The sequence below is a fragment of the Citrobacter sp. XY323 genome (assembly GCF_025106035.1).
Lineage (GTDB): Bacteria > Pseudomonadota > Gammaproteobacteria > Enterobacterales > Enterobacteriaceae > Citrobacter > Citrobacter braakii.
Genome location: NZ_JANYUK010000010.1, coordinates 19,564 through 35,025, shown reverse-complemented (window position 1 = coordinate 35,025; position 15,462 = coordinate 19,564). Strand labels below are relative to the sequence as shown.

The window sequence follows — 15,462 nt, the reverse complement described above, 5'->3', positions numbered from 1 at the left end:
CCACCACCATCACTTCATAAAGCACCTGTATCAAATCCATCTGTAATGTCTCATATTCTGCCCCAGCGGGAAGGATGAGAAGCTTCGACTAAGGTTCGATTCGAGCGTTAGCGAGAAAGCGTTGCCGCAGGCAACGACCCGAAGGGCGAAGCGCACCGCGCTGAGTAATCCTTCCCCCACCACCATCACCTCATAAAGCACCAGCATCCAATCCATCTGTAATGCCCCATACCCGACCCTCGATCAAGCCTCAATTCGGGTCGGCAATTTGCCTGATGCGCTATGCTTATCCGGCAATTAGTCGTAAAAAAACCCCGCCGGAGCAGGGTTTTGTCTTACACAGATAACCGATTAATGACGCGCACGAACAATCTGGTATTTGCGCGTCAGATATTCGACCGGAACGCTCCAGATGTGCACCAGACGCGAGAACGGGAACAACAGGAACAGCGTCATACCCAGCACCAGGTGCATACGGAAAATGAACGCGACGCCATCCAGATATTGAGACGCACCCCCCTGGAAGGTCACCACTGTCTGCGCCCAGTTCACCAGCTTCATCATCTCGCTGCCGTCCATATGCTGGGCGGAGAACGGAATGGTCAGCAGGCCCAGCGCACACTGGATCACCAGCAGGGAGAGGATCAGAATGTCCGCTCCGGTAGTGGTCGCCCGCACACGTGGGCTGAACAGGCGGCGTTTCAGCAGCAGGACGCCGCCAATCAAACACATCACACCACTGGCACCACCCGCGAACATCGCCATCTTTTGTTTCACTTCAAGCGGCAGCCACGCTTCATACATCCAGTGTGGTGTCAGCATGCCAAGGAAGTGCCCGGCAAAAATCCCCAGGATCCCGATGTGGAACAGGTTTGACGCCAGGTTCATCCCTTTGCGATCCAGCATCTGACTGGAAGCCGCGCGCCAGGTATACTGCCCATAGTCATAACGCAGCCAACTGCCAATCAGAAAGACAGAACCCGCGATGTACGGATAGATGTCAAAGAAGAACGTATTCAGGAAGTGCATTATTGCTGTCCTCCGGTGGTGATATTCAGATACTGCGGCGCAACGGCCCCGGCAAAACGACGCTGGTGAGCGGAAATTTCCGACTCACCACACCCCTGATCGGCGAAGAATTTCACCTGCTCTTCTTCCCAGACCGCATCCAGCGCTTGTGGGGTATCGTCACGCGCTTCATCTGCAATTTTTTCAGCCACTTTATCGCTGTCGATAACGGTATTCGCCAGTTTTAACAGCAGATCGAACAGCACCGCATAACGGCTTTCACGCTGTTGCAAGCGAGCGCTGAGCAGCGCCAGAATCGGCGCGATATCCTGTAACCCCCCTAATGCTTCGCTTTTCGGCAACTGCGCAAGGTATTCCAGATACAGCGGCAGATGATCGGGAAGTTCGCGGCTGTCGAGCTGCAGACCGTGCTGTTCATACTGCGCCATCAAGTCAACCATAGCCTGACCACGATCGCGGGACTCGCCGTGTACATGTTCAAACAGCAGCAACGAGGTGGCGCGGCCACGGTCAAACAGTTCGCTATAGCTTGCCTGCACATCCAGCATGTCCTGCGCGGTGAGATCGCGCAGGAAAATGCCCAGAGTCTGGGCATCCTCTTTATCCAGGTTCTCAGATGACGCGAGTGCATCGAAAAGTTCCTGCTGATGCTGCCACAAGGCAGCATCCGGGTACTCGAGCAGACGCGAAACAATGACAAGTTCAATCATTGGTGCGGCTCCGTTTTGCTGGTCACATCGACAGCGTCGATGCGGCGGCTGTTGAACAGATTGAATTTAGTATCAGAACCGTGGCAACCGTCACCGAAGGTAAAGCCACAACCGCTTTTCTCCGGGAACGCGTCACGCGCCAGTTCACGATGGCTGCTCGGTACCACGAAACGATCTTCGTAGTTAGCAATCGCCAGATAACGATACATTTCCTGTGCCTGCGCTTCGCTTAAGCCCACCTCTTCCAGCGCACGGGTATCAACTTTACCGTCAACGGTTTCCGCACGTTTGTAGTGACGCATCGCCAGCATACGTTTCAGCGCCAACAGTACCGGCTGAGTGTCGCCTGCGGTCAGCAGGTTCGCCAGGTACTGAACCGGGATACGCAGACTGTCAACGTCCGGCAGAATACCGTTGCTGCCCAGCTCACCCGCATCGGCGGCAGACTGGATCGGTGACAAAGGCGGCACATACCAGACCATCGGTAGCGTGCGGTATTCCGGATGCAGCGGCAGCGCCAGCTTCCAGTCCATCGCCATTTTGTAAACCGGCGACTGCTGTGCGGCATCAATGACGCTCAGCGGAATACCATCTTTCAGCGCTTGTTCAATAACAGCCGGATCGTTCGGATCGAGGAACACGTCCAGTTGACGCTGGTACAGATCTTTCTCGTGCTCCGTGCTTGCCGCACTTTCGATCGCATCTGCGTCATACAGCAGTACGCCGAGGTAACGAATACGGCCTACGCAGGTTTCGGAACAAACGGTCGGCTGACCGGCTTCGATACGCGGGTAGCAGAAAATGCACTTCTCAGATTTCCCGCTCTTCCAGTTGAAGTAGATCTTCTTATACGGGCAGCCAGTGATACACATACGCCAGCCGCGGCATTTGTCCTGGTCGATCAGCACGATGCCATCTTCTTCACGCTTGTAGATAGCGCCGCTTGGGCAGGTCGCCACGCACGCCGGGTTAAGGCAATGCTCACACAAACGCGGCAGATACATCATGAAGGTATTTTCGAACTGACCGTACATCGCCTTCTGCATGTTTTCGAAGTTCTGGTCTTTGGCGCGTTTTTCGAACTCGCCCCCCAAAATTTCTTCCCAGTTCGGACCGCTGGTGATTTTATCCATCCGCTGACCGGTGATCAGCGAACGCGGACGGGCAATCGGCTGCGCCTTACTGTCTGCTGGGGCGTTGTGCAACGTTTGGTAGTCAAAATCAAACGGCTCATAGTAATCATCCATGCCCGGCAGATGCGGGTTAGCAAAGATTTTACCCAGCAGCAGTGCTTTGTTACCCATGCGCGGCTGCAGTTTGCCGTTGATTTTACGGATCCAACCGCCCTTCCATTTTTCCTGGTTTTCCCAGTCGTTCGGGAAGCCAACGCCAGGCTTACTTTCGACGTTATTGAACCAGGCGTACTCCATACCTTCACGGCTGGTCCAGACGTTTTTGCAGGTCACTGAACAGGTGTGGCAGCCGATGCACTTATCGAGATTCAGCACCATGCCGACTTGTGAACGAATTTTCATTTTACGCTCTCCTGTACCTGGTCATTGCCTTCGCCATCCAACCAGTTAATGTTCTTCATCTTACGTACAACTACGAACTCATCTCGGTTTGAACCGACGGTACCGTAGTAGTTAAAGCCGTATGCCAGTTGCGCATAACCACCGATCATGTGAGTTGGTTTCGGCGTAATACGGGTTACCGAGTTGTGGATCCCGCCGCGCTGCTGGGTGATTTCAGAACCCGGCAGGTTAACGATACGTTCCTGCGCGTGGTACATCATGGTCATCCCGGCCGGCACACGCTGGCTGACAACTGCACGCGCCGTCAGCGCACCGTTGCTGTTGAAGACTTCGATCCAGTCGTTATCTTCGATACCCAGATCCTTCGCATCAACTTCACTCATCCACACAATCGGACCACCGCGAGACAGCGTCAGCATCAGCAGGTTGTCGCTGTAGGTGGAGTGGATACCCCATTTCTGGTGCGGCGTCAGGAAGTTGAGCGCTTTTTCCGGGTTACCGTTAGATTTCTCGCCGATCACCGCTTTCACCGAACGGGTGTCGATTGGCGGACGATACACCAGCAGGCTCTCACCGAAGTCACGCATCCACTGGTGATCCTGATACAACTGCTGGCGACCAGACAGCGTACGCCATGGGATCAGCTCATGAACGTTGGTATAACCGGCGTTATAAGACACATGTTCATCTTCCAGACCTGACCAGGTCGGACTGGAGATAATTTTGCGCGGCTGCGCCTGGATGTCGCGGAAACGAATTTTTTCGTCTTCTTTATTCAGCGCCAGATGCGTATGGTCACGACCGGTAAATTCACTCAGAGCCGCCCAGGCTTTAACGGCAACCTGACCGTTAGTTTCCGGAGCCAGCGTCAGGATCATCTCAGCAGCATCAATTGCGGTATCCAGCATCGGTTGGCCTTTCGCCGGACCGTCAGCCTTGGTGTAGTTGAGCTTACGCAGCAGATCCATTTCGCTCTGGGTGTTCCAGGCAATCCCTTTACCGCCGTTACCGATTTTTTCCATCAGCGGACCGATGGAGGTGAAACGCTCGTACGTTGCCGGATAATCACGCTCTACGGTCATGATGTGCGGTGCCGTAACACCTGGAATCAGGTCGCATTCCCCTTTTTTCCAGTCCTTCACGTCCAGCGGCTGCGCCAGTTCAGCGGCGGAGTCGTGCTGAATCGGCAGCGTAACGACGTCGGTTTCTTTACCGAGGTGGCCCACACAAACTTCAGAGAATTTCTTGGCGATGGCTTTATAGATTTCCCAGTCGCTCTTCGATTCCCAGGCCGGGTCAACGGCCGCAGACAGAGGATGAATAAACGGATGCATATCCGAGGTATTCATGTCGTCTTTTTCATACCAGGTAGCGGTCGGCAGCACGATATCGGAATACAGACAGGTGCTCGACAGGCGGAAGTCCAGCGTAACGACCAGATCCAGTTTGCCGTCCAGTCCGTTATCCTGCCATTCCACTTCTTCTGGCTTCACGCCGCTCTGCTCGCCGAGATCTTTGCCCTGAATACCATGTTCAGTACCCAGCAGATACTTGAGCATGTACTCGTGGCCTTTACCTGAAGAACCGAGCAGGTTTGAACGCCAGATAAACAGGTTACGCGGATGGTTTTTACCGTTTTCCGGCTGCTCTGCCGCAAAGCGAATAGAACCTTCTTTCAGGGATTTAACGGTGTAGTCCACCGGCGTCATACCTGCTTTCTGCGCTTCTTTCGCGATATACAGCGGGTTAGTCCCTAACTGCGGCGCAGACGGTAACCAGCCCATACGCTCAGCGCGAACGTTAAAGTCAATCAAATGACCGCTATAGCGGGATTTGTCTGCCATTGGGGACAGCAGTTCCTGCGCAGTCACCGTCTCATAGCGCCATTGGCTGGAGTGGTTATAGAAGTAGGAGGTGCTGTTCATATGACGAGGCGGACGCTGCCAGTCAAGAGCAAACGCCAGCGGCTGCCAGCCGGTTTGCGGACGCAGTTTTTCCTGCCCTACGTAGTGGGCCCAGCCGCCGCCGCTCTGGCCGATACAGCCACAGAACACCAGCATATTGATCAGGCCACGATAGTTCATATCGAGGTGGTACCAGTGGTTCAAACCGGCGCCAACGATAATCATCGAACGACCGTGCGTTTTATCTGCGTTATCCGCAAATTCACGGGCGATGCGTACAATCTGAGAACGTGATACGCCTGTAATTTTTTCTGCCCACGCTGGCGTGTACGCTTTCACGTCATCGTAGCTGGTCGCGCAGTTTTCATCGTTCAGACCACGTTCCAGGCCGTAGTTGGCAATCGTCAGATCGTAAACGGTGGTCACCAGCGCCGTAGAGCCATCGGCCAGTTGCAGGCGTTTAACGGGCAATTTATGCAGCAGAATGTTTTCCAGTTCGACTTTACTGAAGTGCTCGGTGCCTTCGCCACCAAAGTACGGGAAGCCCACTTCAGCGATATCATCCTGGCTACCCAGCAGGCTGAGCTGCAGTTCAGTTTCATCACCGGACGTGCCATCGCGCTGCTCAAGGTTCCATTTGCCTTTTTCGCCCCAACGGAAACCAATTGAACCGTTTGGCGCAACCATTTCGCCGTTGCTGTTGATAGCGACAGTTTTCCATTCCGGGTTATTTTCCTGGCCCAGAGAGTCAACCAGATCCGCAGCACGCAGCATACGACCAGCAGCATAGTAGCCGTCGCGCTCCTCGAGCATCACCAGCATTGGCATGTCGGTATAACGACGTACGTAGTCGGTGAAATATTGGCTCGGGTTATCGAGGTGGAACTCGCGCAGCATGACATGACCCATCGCCATTGCCATCGCCGCATCGGTTCCCTGCTTCGGAGCCAGCCACAGGTCGCACAGTTTGGCGATTTCTGCGTAGTCCGGGGTAATTGCTACTGTTTTGGTGCCTTTATAACGAACTTCAGTAAAGAAGTGCGCATCCGGGGTACGGGTCTGCGGTACGTTAGAGCCCCATGCCAGAATGTAGCTGGAGTTATACCAGTCGGCAGATTCCGGTACGTCGGTCTGCTCGCCCCAGGTCTGCGGGGAAGCTGGCGGCAGGTCACAGTACCAGTCATAGAAGCTCAGGCAGGTCCCGCCAATCAGCGACATATAACGTGCGCCGGACGCATAAGAAACCATCGACATCGCCGGGATCGGCGAGAAGCCTGCGACGCGGTCAGGACCATAGGTTTTGATGGTGTAAACGTTAGATGCGGCAATCAGCTCATTCACTTCCTGCCAGGAAGAACGAACGAATCCACCACGACCACGCGCTTGTTTGAAGCTTTTTGCTTTATCGGCGTCTTCGATAATGGATGCCCATGCATCTACCGGATCGCTGTGCAGTCTTTTTGCTTCACGCCACATCTTCATCAGACGTTTGCGCATCAGCGGGTATTTCAGACGGTTAGCGCTGTAGAGATACCATGAATAGCTTGCACCACGCGGGCAGCCGCGAGGCTCGTGGTTGGGCATATCTGGACGAGTGCGTGGGTAGTCAGTTTGCTGGGTTTCCCAGGTCACCAGACCATTTTTCACATAGATTTTCCAGCTGCATGAGCCGGTGCAGTTTACACCGTGGGTTGAACGCACGATTTTGTCATGCTGCCAACGCTGGCGGTATCCATCCTCCCAGTCCCTATTGGTATTGAGAAGCTGGCCGTGCCCATCGGCAAAGGTTTCGCCCTTCTGCTTGAAGTAGCGAAACCGGTCCAGGAATTTACTCATCGGTTTTCTCCTGTAGGAGCCTGACGGCTCTCTGATAAATCGACATTGCTTGATTGAGAGCGAAGGTAACGCTCTGAAAGGGCGTGAGAATTGATAACGATCAAGGCAGGCAGGGATGAAAATTAAGGGTCGATTTTCACATACCCCCTTAGTGGGATATCGACAAATCAATCAACATATTGAATTTTATTGAGTTTTTTAAACCCACTCATCATACAAATGTTAAATTCTTTATAAGTGGGTATTAAGGGGTATCCCCCCTGTTTAGCATATTGCGAGCACCGTTCTAACAGGCTGTTGTCGCGTCACAATATAAAAGTATGTTGTAACTAATAGCAGGCAAAAAAAAGCGCGGTCTAACACCGCGCAATGGATAATCAACAGTTACTACTTTTTTATTTTTTAGAATGACGTCCGTACACCGCCCAGGTGATAACCACACAGCCGACATAGAAGATCAGGAATACTTTCATCGCATCGACCGGGGAGCCAGTTAATGCCAGGGACGTACCGAATGCTTTCGGGATAAAGAAGCCGCCGATCGCACCAATAGCTGAAATAAAGCCCAGCGCTGCCGCGGTGTCGGTCGCCGCCTCGCGCATCGCTTTCTCTTCTGAACCGCCTTCAGCTTTCACTCTGTCCATCGTCAGCTTGCGAAAGATAACGGAGATCATCTGGAAGGTTGAACCACTCCCCAGACCAGCCGTTAGGAACAGCGCCAGGAACACCGCAAAGAAGGCGATAAAGTTGCCACCGACACCGTTTGATGGCAGCGTCAGGAACAGTAAGGCACTGAAAATAGCCATCAGCACGAAGTTCACCAGCGTTACGCGGGTCCCCCCCAGTCGGTCAGAGATTGCGCCGCCTGCTGAACGAGCCAGAGCGCCAATCAACGGTCCAAAGAAGGCGTAATGCAGGATCTGTACCTCAGGAAACTGCGTTTTTGACAGCATTGCGAAACCGGCAGAGAAACCGATAAATGAACCGAAGGTTGCCAGATACAGCAGGCTCATAATCCACAGGTGCCCGCGTTTCAGCACCGGCAATTGCTCTTTCAGCGAAGCTTTTGAGGTTGCCAGTTCATTCATACCAAACCATGCGGCCAGCGTTAATACAGCCAGGAACGGTACCCAAATCCATGCGGCGTTTGCCAGATACAGTTGCGTACCATCCGGTTGTTCAACACCCTGGCTGCCAAATGCGGCAAAGATTGACAGTGAAACCACCAGCGGAGCGACTAACTGCATCACGCTGACGCCCATGTTACCCAGACCACCGTTCAGACCCAGCGCGCCACCCTGTTTCTGTTTTGGAAAGAAGAAGCTGATGTTTGCCATGCTGGAGGCAAAGTTCGCGCCGGCAAAACCGCACAACAGCGAGATAATGATAAAGGTACTAAATGGCGTGGAGGTATCCTGCACCGCAAAACCTAACCATACGCAAGGAATGATCAGGATACCGGTGCTGAACGCCGTCCAGCGACGTCCACCAAACAGGGGGACCATAAAGGAGTACGGTACACGCAGCAGCGCACCGGACACCGAAGGTAATGCCGTCAGCATGAACAGTTGTTCAGTGGTGAAATCAAATCCGACTTTCGGTAAGTTCACCGCCACGGCGCTAAATAACATCCACACGCAAAACGCCAGCAGCAAGCAAGGGACGGAAATCCACAGGTTACGGCTGGCGATTCGATGACCACGCTGCTGCCAGAAGGCGGGATCTTCCGGCCGCCATTCAGTAATTACAGCTCCAGATGCCCTTTCCGGGGCAGATGAGTGACTCATAGACACCTCTGATACTTGTTTCGATGCCTGCCACATTAGGGTTTACAGCTGGAGGTAAGTTGATATAAATCAAAGGAAAAGGTGTCATTATTGATGCCTGAAATTTATCATCATCCTAAATGAGTACATAACTTCGGTAAAAAAGATGTGGTTTTTCACGCTTCTGTCGTCCCCTACTCCCCCTCGTTTAGGATCTCTCCCTCTGGCGGCAATTAAGGGGTAGCCCGTTTGAGGTATGGGTATACTCCAGTGTATCGCCGAGAATAACGCCACTGCCTGCAGCAGAATCGTCATTCAATAAGGTTTTCGGTTTTACGAAAACCCGAAGGAACAAGTCACCATGTTTAAACGTTGTCTTTCCCCGCTTACGCTGGTCAACCAGGTGGCGCTGATTGTTTTATTGTCTACTGCCATCGGCGTGGCGGGTATGGCAGTCTCTGGCTGGCTGGTTCAGGGCGTTCAGGGTAGCGCGCATGCAATCAACAAAGCGGGATCGCTACGCATGCAAAGCTATCGCCTGCTGGCAGCCATACCGCTGGACGCCAACGATCAACCACTACTGGATGAAATGGAGCAAACGGCGTTTAGCCCGGAATTGACGCGTGCCGCGCAGCGTGACGGACAACAGGCGCAGTTAAAAGCCTTACAGGATTACTGGCACACCAAACTGGCACCGGGGCTTGCGCATGCGCAAACGCCTGATGCGGTAGCGCAGGATGTCAGGCGCTTTGTGGGCGGACTGGATAAGCTGGTCACCGCCTTTGACCATACCACCGAGTTACGCATTGAACGCGTCGTCTTGCTGCATCGCCTGATGGCCGTATTTATGGCATTGCTGCTGGTCTTCACCATTATCTGGCTGCGCGTGCGCCTGTTACAGCCGTGGAAACAACTGCTGGCGATGGCGCGAGCCGTCAGTCAACGTGATTTTACCCAACGCGCACATATCAGTGGGCGTAATGAGATGGCAGCGCTGGGCTCGGCGCTGAATAATATGTCGGAAGAACTGGCCGAAAGTTACGCGGTGCTGGAACAGCGGGTACAGGAGAAAACGGCGGGTCTGGAGCACAAAAATCAGATCCTCTCTTTCCTGTGGCAAGCCAACCGCCGCCTGCACTCTCAGGTGCCGTTGTGCGAACGCCTCTCTCCGGTACTGAACGGTCTGCAAAATTTGACCCTGCTGCATGATATTGAACTGCGGGTCTATGACCTGGAAGATGAAGATAATCATCAGGAATTTACCTGCCAGTCCAATGTCAGCTGTGATGAGAAAGGCTGCCATTTGTGTCCGCGCGGTACGCTACCCGCCATTGACGGCGGTATCACACTGAAATGGCGGCTAACCGACGCCCATACCCAGTATGGTATCCTGCTCGCGACTTTGCCGTACGGACGCCATCTCAGCCACGATCAGCAGCAACTGGTTGATACCCTGGTTGAGCAACTGACCGCAACGCTTGCACTCGACAGGCATCAGGAGCGTCAGCAGCAGTTGATCGTGATGGAAGAGCGTACCACCATTGCGCGCGAACTTCATGATTCTATTGCACAATCGCTCTCCTGTATGAAGATGCAGGTGAGCTGTTTGCAGATGCAGGGCGATGCGCTTTCAGATAACTGCCGCGAGCTGCTCAGTCAGATTCGTAACGAGTTGAACGCCTCCTGGGCGCAACTGCGCGAGCTGTTAACGACATTCCGTTTACAGCTGACGGAACCTGGATTAAGACCGGCGCTGGAAGCCAGCTGTCAGGAATACAGCGCGCGTTTTGGCTTTACGGTTAAGCTGGATTATCAGCTGCCACCGCGTCTGGTCCCTTCGTATCAGGCGATTCACCTGCTACAAATTGCGCGCGAAGCCCTGAGCAACGCCCTCAAACACTCTCAGGCCGATGAAGTAGTTGTGACGGTGGTGCAAAATGGTAAGCAGGTCAAACTAACAGTGCAAGATAACGGCTGCGGCGTACCGGAAAACGCCGAACGCAGTAACCACTACGGCATGATAATCATGCGCGACCGTGCGCAAAGCTTGCGCGGCGATTGCCGTGTACGCCGTCGCGAGACAGGCGGTACTGAAGTTGCTGTCACTTTTATTCCCGAAACAAACTTCACAGAAGTCCAAGGAGATACCCATGAGTAATCTGGAACCGGCAACCATCCTGTTGATCGACGATCATCCGATGCTGCGAACCGGTGTAAAACAGCTTGTCAGCATGGCGCCCGATATCACCGTTGTCGGCGAAGCCAGCAATGGTGAGCAGGGTATCGAGCTGGCAGAATCCCTTGATCCCGATCTGATCCTTCTTGATCTCAACATGCCTGGCATGAACGGTTTGGAAACACTCGACAAGCTGCGTGAGAAATCACTGTCAGGCCGTATCGTCGTGTTTAGCGTATCCAACCATGAAGAAGACGTGGTTACTGCACTGAAGCGCGGTGCCGACGGTTATCTGCTGAAAGATATGGAGCCGGAAGATTTGCTGAAAGCATTGCAGCAAGCGGCTGCCGGTGAAATGGTGCTGAGCGAAGCCTTAACGCCGGTTCTGGCCGCCAGCCTACGCGCCAATCGTGCAACGTCCGACCGTGATGTTACCCAACTGACGCCGCGCGAACGCGATATTCTTAAGCTCATCGCCCAGGGTCTGCCTAACAAGATGATCGCCCGCCGCCTGGACATCACCGAAAGCACGGTAAAAGTTCACGTGAAGCATATGCTGAAGAAAATGAAGCTCAAATCACGTGTTGAAGCCGCGGTATGGGTGCACCAGGAACGTATTTTCTGATAACGCGCGCATGCGTCATTGTTAACGAGGATCATTTTCCGAAACGGTAGTAAACGGTTCGGTCAGTGATAGCGTGATCTCATTGGAAGAGACACGCTGGCCCTGCTCATCTTCTACCACCACAGACAACCGCCAGCGGTTCGTCGCACCTTCTCTGCTGTCCCACTTCGGCATAATAATCGTCCAGCCCTGCGCGCTTCGGTTATTGCTGCCAGCCGTTAAGCTCAACGCCTGAGTATCGCCCTGCCACGTCAGGTGGCGGATCCCATGCAAACTACGCACCTGCAGCTTCAGCGCCACCGTCTCTCCCGGTTTGAGATCCCAGGGTGGCGTGGCCAAAAATACCGACAGCGTTTTACGCTGACGATACTCCAGCGTCGGCAAATTGTTACGCTGCGGATCATCATAACGACTGCCGCGCAGTGAACGGCTGTTCGCCACCTCACTGACCATCAACTGTTTTTTTAACGGCACGCCAAAACGGTAACTAAGGGTTAAGCCGAGGTTATTCTGGCTAATGCCGCTTTCCCCCTGCTTATGCTGCGCTGTCACCGTGATTAGCGGCACCGGTGTATAGCTCAGCCCGAGGTTCACCGCCACCGGATTGTGATACCCGGTTCCCGAATGAAATAGATCCACCCGGTCGCCAAAATACTGTTCCACGCTGACGCTGGTATTGAGGTGTTGATAGAACGGCATCCGCATTTGCGCGGTCAGATCGTAGCCGCGGGCCATCCGTTGTTGCTGGGTTGCAAAACGATCCTGCCAGGAAGACAACGGTTGATAATAGTTAGCGGATAAGCGCAAATATTCGCCCCACGCCTCTGCGCCGAGGCCTCCGCGGGGCAGATTTTCATCCAGTAAGTTGTCATAAAAGGTGTTGTAACCCAGTAACCAACCGTCGCGTACCCAACGTTGCCCAATCCCCGCATTACTGACTAAGCCGTCGTCCTGTTGCGTCACTCCTAGCTGGCTCCAGGTAAGATAACGTTGATTGTCCTGCCACGGCACAAACCAGCTTCCCCGACTCCCAGTAAAACTGCCTTCGTTATCCACCTGCAACCCGATGCTGGCGTTTCCCCAAGGAGAAAGCCAGGATTCCAGTTGCTGATTCACCTGTTCGCTGACCGTATCTCGCACCTGGCCAAACGCGAACTGCTTCGCCTGTTCACCGGTATCAAGCCCGTTATCAGTCATGCTGGCTTCACCAAACGCTTTGACCATTTCGGCAAAATGCTTTTCGCCTGCCCGCGACTCCGGGGCCATGCCAAGGTCGGGCAAGCCATCACTATTGTTATCGAAAGGGTTTTCAGCCTGGTGCACAAAGGACGACTGCGCGTTAGCAGTACCGCCTGCCAGCGGCAAGAGTGCGAATACAGCAAGAGAAGAACAGATAATACGGCTCAAATCGTTAGTGGTTTCTTACATCAATTAGCCACAGTGGCATACTTATCTTAAACCATAACGTTTTCAGCGTTGATTTTCAGCCCCTCCCCCTTTTTTCGGCATTATCCTGGCATTGAGAAATAGGTGTAACATACGTGTCGGTTATTAACGCTTACATGCAGTAACAGGAGTAAAAATGCAAAAGATAGTGATCGTCGCGAACGGAGCGGCTTATGGAAGCGAATCGTTATTTAACAGCCTGCGTCTGGCTATCGCCCTGCGCGAACAGGAAGCCGCTCTCGACCTGCGTCTGTTTTTAATGTCTGACGCCGTAACCGCAGGATTACGTGGTCAGAAACCCGCGGAGGGCTACAATATTCAGCAAATGCTGGAGATCCTGACTGCGCAAAATGTTCCGGTAAAACTGTGCAAAACCTGCACCGATGGTCGTGGGATCACGGCGCTGCCGTTAATTGACGGAGTGGCCGTCGGCACGCTGGTAGAACTGGCTCAATGGACGCTGGCTGCAGATAAAGTGTTGACCTTCTGATATACCGTTTTCAGGAAAGCGCACTGAAAGTGTCGATAATTTCCGGATTTAATATTTGATGGGCGCGGTTTCGTTGAACGTTAGCACGCCCGTTCAACCCTTTTTAAGTGTTTTGTCACTTTTGTTTAATCGTTATGCCATTTTTTGATCAAAATCAGCATCCTGTTGCTCCCCCTTTGGTGTTATGCAATGAGTGAAATGTGAACAACATCACGCAGCACTTTCGACAGAAAGTACGTTGTTTTCAAGAACGGGGGGAAAAATGGCATTAGTGAAGGCAAGTTTAAAGTTATTTGGTGGCGATACGGTGGTTGTGCGCTGTTCCGAGCGCTGTCACATCCACCTGATGAGCGAAAAAAATCACGTCAAAGACACGCAGTCCGACATCTTAAGCGTGCAGGATCGTGATAACGCATGGTTGACCGTGCCCTATACCGGCGTCTGGAACGTGCTGATCGACAGCCACAGTCAGTCGCTTGAGCATTCGATAAGTTATATTGCAGCCTAAGCGTGACATGCCCGAAAAGCGCCTGGCTTTCGGGCATACAATTCCACGCCGGGTTCAGGCAAACCCTGGCCGCATAACGCCTTCCGGCAGGTTCTCTCCCAACAATCGTTTGACCGTGATCACCAGATCATTAAGGCAATCATCCTGCATCCCCAGCTTGACCAGCTCTTGTTCCAGCGAGAACAGATACTGGGCATTAGTGCCTAAAGGTCCGCTGGCCGCGGCAATAAGCGGCGCGATCACCTGCGCGCGCGTGTCTGACTCAAACAACGGATGGCGCGGATCCATAATAAACACCAGCGCGTTCACCGTACGGCCGTCATCAAGCGCCAGCTGGCACCAGGTCGGCAGATAGCATCCGGTGATCATTTCTCGCTTCCACAACAGAGAAAGCTCTTGTTCCAGCGACGCGTCCGGCAAACGGTAGGCCACACCGGTGGTGCGTCCGCCCTCTTTCAGGGCCAGCATGCGTCCTGGCTGACACGCCGTTCCTCGCCCCGCCGTCAGGCGCAGACAAAATGCACGGTGCCAGCCGACTAATGTGCCGGTACAGGACTCTTCAAACTCTAAGGCCGGGTTCCACATCAACGATCCATAACCGAAGATCCACACCGGTCCATCATCTGGTCGACAAGCGAGCGTGGCGGCCAGTGAGGCTGCACGTTGTTCCGCTGACCAGAGTAGTGATTCTTCAATAGCACCAAATGCCGTCTTACAGTCGGCATTCAATAAAAAATCACGCGTTAACACCTTACACCTCCGCCACTGCTGCTTCCCTGCGACAACTTTTTTGACGCCTTCCGGGCTTTTTTACTGCTCATTTTGAAACCAATAGCTGGACAATAGGCAATTCACCGCTCGCTTGCAAGCCAGTAACCGCGCGGCGTAGCACGATTCGCTAACGCCTGATGCAAGCGAGTTTATAAAGGCATTATAATTGATACTGTTACGTCTTTTTATGCCATTTACCATCATCACCTTTTTGGTAATCATTTTTAACCGCGGCCCACGCCACCTTATGTGCAGTATCTTCTCGGGTGGCATCGTCACGGCGGTCAGATTTGTCTTTATACTGTTCCCAGGCGCTGTTGAAAGCTTCTTTATAAATGTCTTGAGCATGGGCTGGCAGAACGTGCTGCACGCTGTCAGGCAGATCGCTTTTAGATTTATAGGGCATTGTGAACTCCTCTTTTTAGGCTAAACCTTAAGTGTGGTTAACAATGCGGCGAGACGCCAATAATGGACATTTTTAAAAATTTTCTTTACCTAACCTTCTGTTAATTAAACAGTCTATAAACAAGAAATTGGTTTTTGGCCGCGCTGAGAGGGAAAACAGGTGATGTAGTAAAATTTCGTAAAATGTCACCTACAAAACCACGTTTTCTGTTATTTTTTACATTCTTTAATACTTTTTATAATTATAAATACCTGCAGAGA

The 15,462-nt window shown here is 52.9% G+C and carries 12 protein-coding genes and 1 other RNA gene; 5 read left to right on the top strand and 8 right to left on the bottom strand.

What is annotated here, in order from left to right; translation table 11 throughout:
- The first annotated feature begins 53 nt into the window (after nucleotides 1-53).
- A non-coding RNA gene (locus N0B36_RS14115) (RtT sRNA) lies at nucleotides 54-185 on the top strand.
- Nucleotides 186-351: 166 nt separating this feature from the next.
- On the opposite strand, the gene narI is transcribed toward N0B36_RS14115, so the two are convergent.
- The 5 genes from narI to N0B36_RS14090 form a co-directional block, all read right to left on the bottom strand.
- The gene (gene narI, locus N0B36_RS14110; protein ID WP_016153281.1) at nucleotides 352-1,029 is read right to left on the bottom strand and encodes a respiratory nitrate reductase subunit gamma; all 678 of its coding nucleotides are present in this window, start codon (nucleotides 1,027-1,029) and stop codon (nucleotides 352-354) included.
- Nucleotides 1,029-1,739 carry a nitrate reductase molybdenum cofactor assembly chaperone gene (gene narJ / locus N0B36_RS14105; RefSeq protein ID WP_016153282.1) on the bottom strand — a complete coding sequence of 237 codons (711 nt, stop codon included), beginning with the start codon at nucleotides 1,737-1,739 and terminating at the stop codon, nucleotides 1,029-1,031. The genes narI and narJ overlap by 1 nt, the downstream gene beginning before the upstream one ends.
- On the bottom strand, nucleotides 1,736-3,274 hold the full coding sequence (narH, locus tag N0B36_RS14100) for a nitrate reductase subunit beta (protein WP_003833388.1): 1,539 nt from the start codon (nucleotides 3,272-3,274) through the stop codon (nucleotides 1,736-1,738). The genes narJ and narH overlap by 4 nt, the downstream gene beginning before the upstream one ends.
- Complete coding sequence (locus tag N0B36_RS14095) at nucleotides 3,271-7,014, bottom strand: nitrate reductase subunit alpha (RefSeq protein WP_259688520.1); 3,744 nt, start codon at nucleotides 7,012-7,014, stop codon at nucleotides 3,271-3,273. The genes narH and N0B36_RS14095 overlap by 4 nt, the downstream gene beginning before the upstream one ends.
- A gap of 395 nt (nucleotides 7,015-7,409) precedes the next feature.
- Entirely contained in the window at nucleotides 7,410-8,801 is a 1,392-nt protein-coding gene (locus tag N0B36_RS14090) for a NarK family nitrate/nitrite MFS transporter (protein WP_259688519.1), read from the bottom strand.
- A gap of 340 nt (nucleotides 8,802-9,141) precedes the next feature.
- On the opposite strand from N0B36_RS14090, the gene narX reads away from it, so the two are divergent.
- On the top strand, nucleotides 9,142-10,938 hold the full coding sequence (gene narX / locus N0B36_RS14085; RefSeq protein ID WP_259688518.1) for a nitrate/nitrite two-component system sensor histidine kinase NarX: 1,797 nt from the start codon (nucleotides 9,142-9,144) through the stop codon (nucleotides 10,936-10,938).
- Nucleotides 10,931-11,581: a two-component system response regulator NarL gene (narL, locus tag N0B36_RS14080; RefSeq protein WP_003020756.1), complete on the top strand. Its 651-nt coding sequence runs from the start codon at nucleotides 10,931-10,933 to the stop codon at nucleotides 11,579-11,581. Before narX ends, narL begins: the two co-directional genes overlap by 8 nt.
- Nucleotides 11,582-11,602: 21 nt before the next feature.
- Here the strand turns inward: narL and N0B36_RS14075 are convergent, their stop codons facing one another.
- Nucleotides 11,603-12,988 carry a YchO/YchP family invasin gene (locus N0B36_RS14075; protein WP_071600324.1) on the bottom strand — a complete coding sequence of 462 codons (1,386 nt, stop codon included), beginning with the start codon at nucleotides 12,986-12,988 and terminating at the stop codon, nucleotides 11,603-11,605.
- 175 nt (nucleotides 12,989-13,163) lie between these two features.
- Between N0B36_RS14075 and N0B36_RS14070 the strand changes: the two genes are divergently transcribed.
- Together N0B36_RS14070 and N0B36_RS14065 are read left to right on the top strand one after the other, a co-directional pair.
- Nucleotides 13,164-13,517 carry a DsrE/DsrF/TusD sulfur relay family protein gene (locus tag N0B36_RS14070; RefSeq protein WP_049042858.1) on the top strand — a complete coding sequence of 118 codons (354 nt, stop codon included), beginning with the start codon at nucleotides 13,164-13,166 and terminating at the stop codon, nucleotides 13,515-13,517.
- Nucleotides 13,518-13,779: 262 nt separating this feature from the next.
- Nucleotides 13,780-14,025 (top strand): DUF1883 domain-containing protein, encoded by a 246-nt coding sequence (locus N0B36_RS14065; RefSeq protein ID WP_003833405.1) that lies wholly within the window; start codon nucleotides 13,780-13,782, stop codon nucleotides 14,023-14,025.
- A gap of 54 nt (nucleotides 14,026-14,079) precedes the next feature.
- Here the strand turns inward: N0B36_RS14065 and N0B36_RS14060 are convergent, their stop codons facing one another.
- Both N0B36_RS14060 and chaB read right to left on the bottom strand, forming a co-directional pair.
- The gene (locus tag N0B36_RS14060; protein WP_016156738.1) at nucleotides 14,080-14,775 is read right to left on the bottom strand and encodes a gamma-glutamylcyclotransferase; all 696 of its coding nucleotides are present in this window, start codon (nucleotides 14,773-14,775) and stop codon (nucleotides 14,080-14,082) included.
- Nucleotides 14,776-14,971: 196 nt separating this feature from the next.
- On the bottom strand, nucleotides 14,972-15,202 hold the full coding sequence (chaB, locus tag N0B36_RS14055) for a putative cation transport regulator ChaB (RefSeq protein WP_259688517.1): 231 nt from the start codon (nucleotides 15,200-15,202) through the stop codon (nucleotides 14,972-14,974).
- Between the last annotated feature and the right edge of the window lie 260 nt (nucleotides 15,203-15,462).

Coding starts and splice junctions, on each gene's coding strand:
- N0B36_RS14070 (WP_049042858.1), top strand. CDS start 13,164: ATGCAAAAGATAGTGATCGTCGCGAACGGAGCGGCTTATGGAAGCGAA.
- narX (WP_259688518.1), top strand. CDS start 9,142: ATGTTTAAACGTTGTCTTTCCCCGCTTACGCTGGTCAACCAGGTGGCG.
- chaB (WP_259688517.1), bottom strand. CDS start 15,202: ATGCCCTATAAATCTAAAAGCGATCTGCCTGACAGCGTGCAGCACGTT.
- N0B36_RS14090 (WP_259688519.1), bottom strand. CDS start 8,801: ATGAGTCACTCATCTGCCCCGGAAAGGGCATCTGGAGCTGTAATTACT.
- narI (WP_016153281.1), bottom strand. CDS start 1,029: ATGCACTTCCTGAATACGTTCTTCTTTGACATCTATCCGTACATCGCG.
- narH (WP_003833388.1), bottom strand. CDS start 3,274: ATGAAAATTCGTTCACAAGTCGGCATGGTGCTGAATCTCGATAAGTGC.
- narL (WP_003020756.1), top strand. CDS start 10,931: ATGAGTAATCTGGAACCGGCAACCATCCTGTTGATCGACGATCATCCG.
- narJ (WP_016153282.1), bottom strand. CDS start 1,739: ATGATTGAACTTGTCATTGTTTCGCGTCTGCTCGAGTACCCGGATGCT.
- N0B36_RS14095 (WP_259688520.1), bottom strand. CDS start 7,014: ATGAGTAAATTCCTGGACCGGTTTCGCTACTTCAAGCAGAAGGGCGAA.
- N0B36_RS14065 (WP_003833405.1), top strand. CDS start 13,780: ATGGCATTAGTGAAGGCAAGTTTAAAGTTATTTGGTGGCGATACGGTG.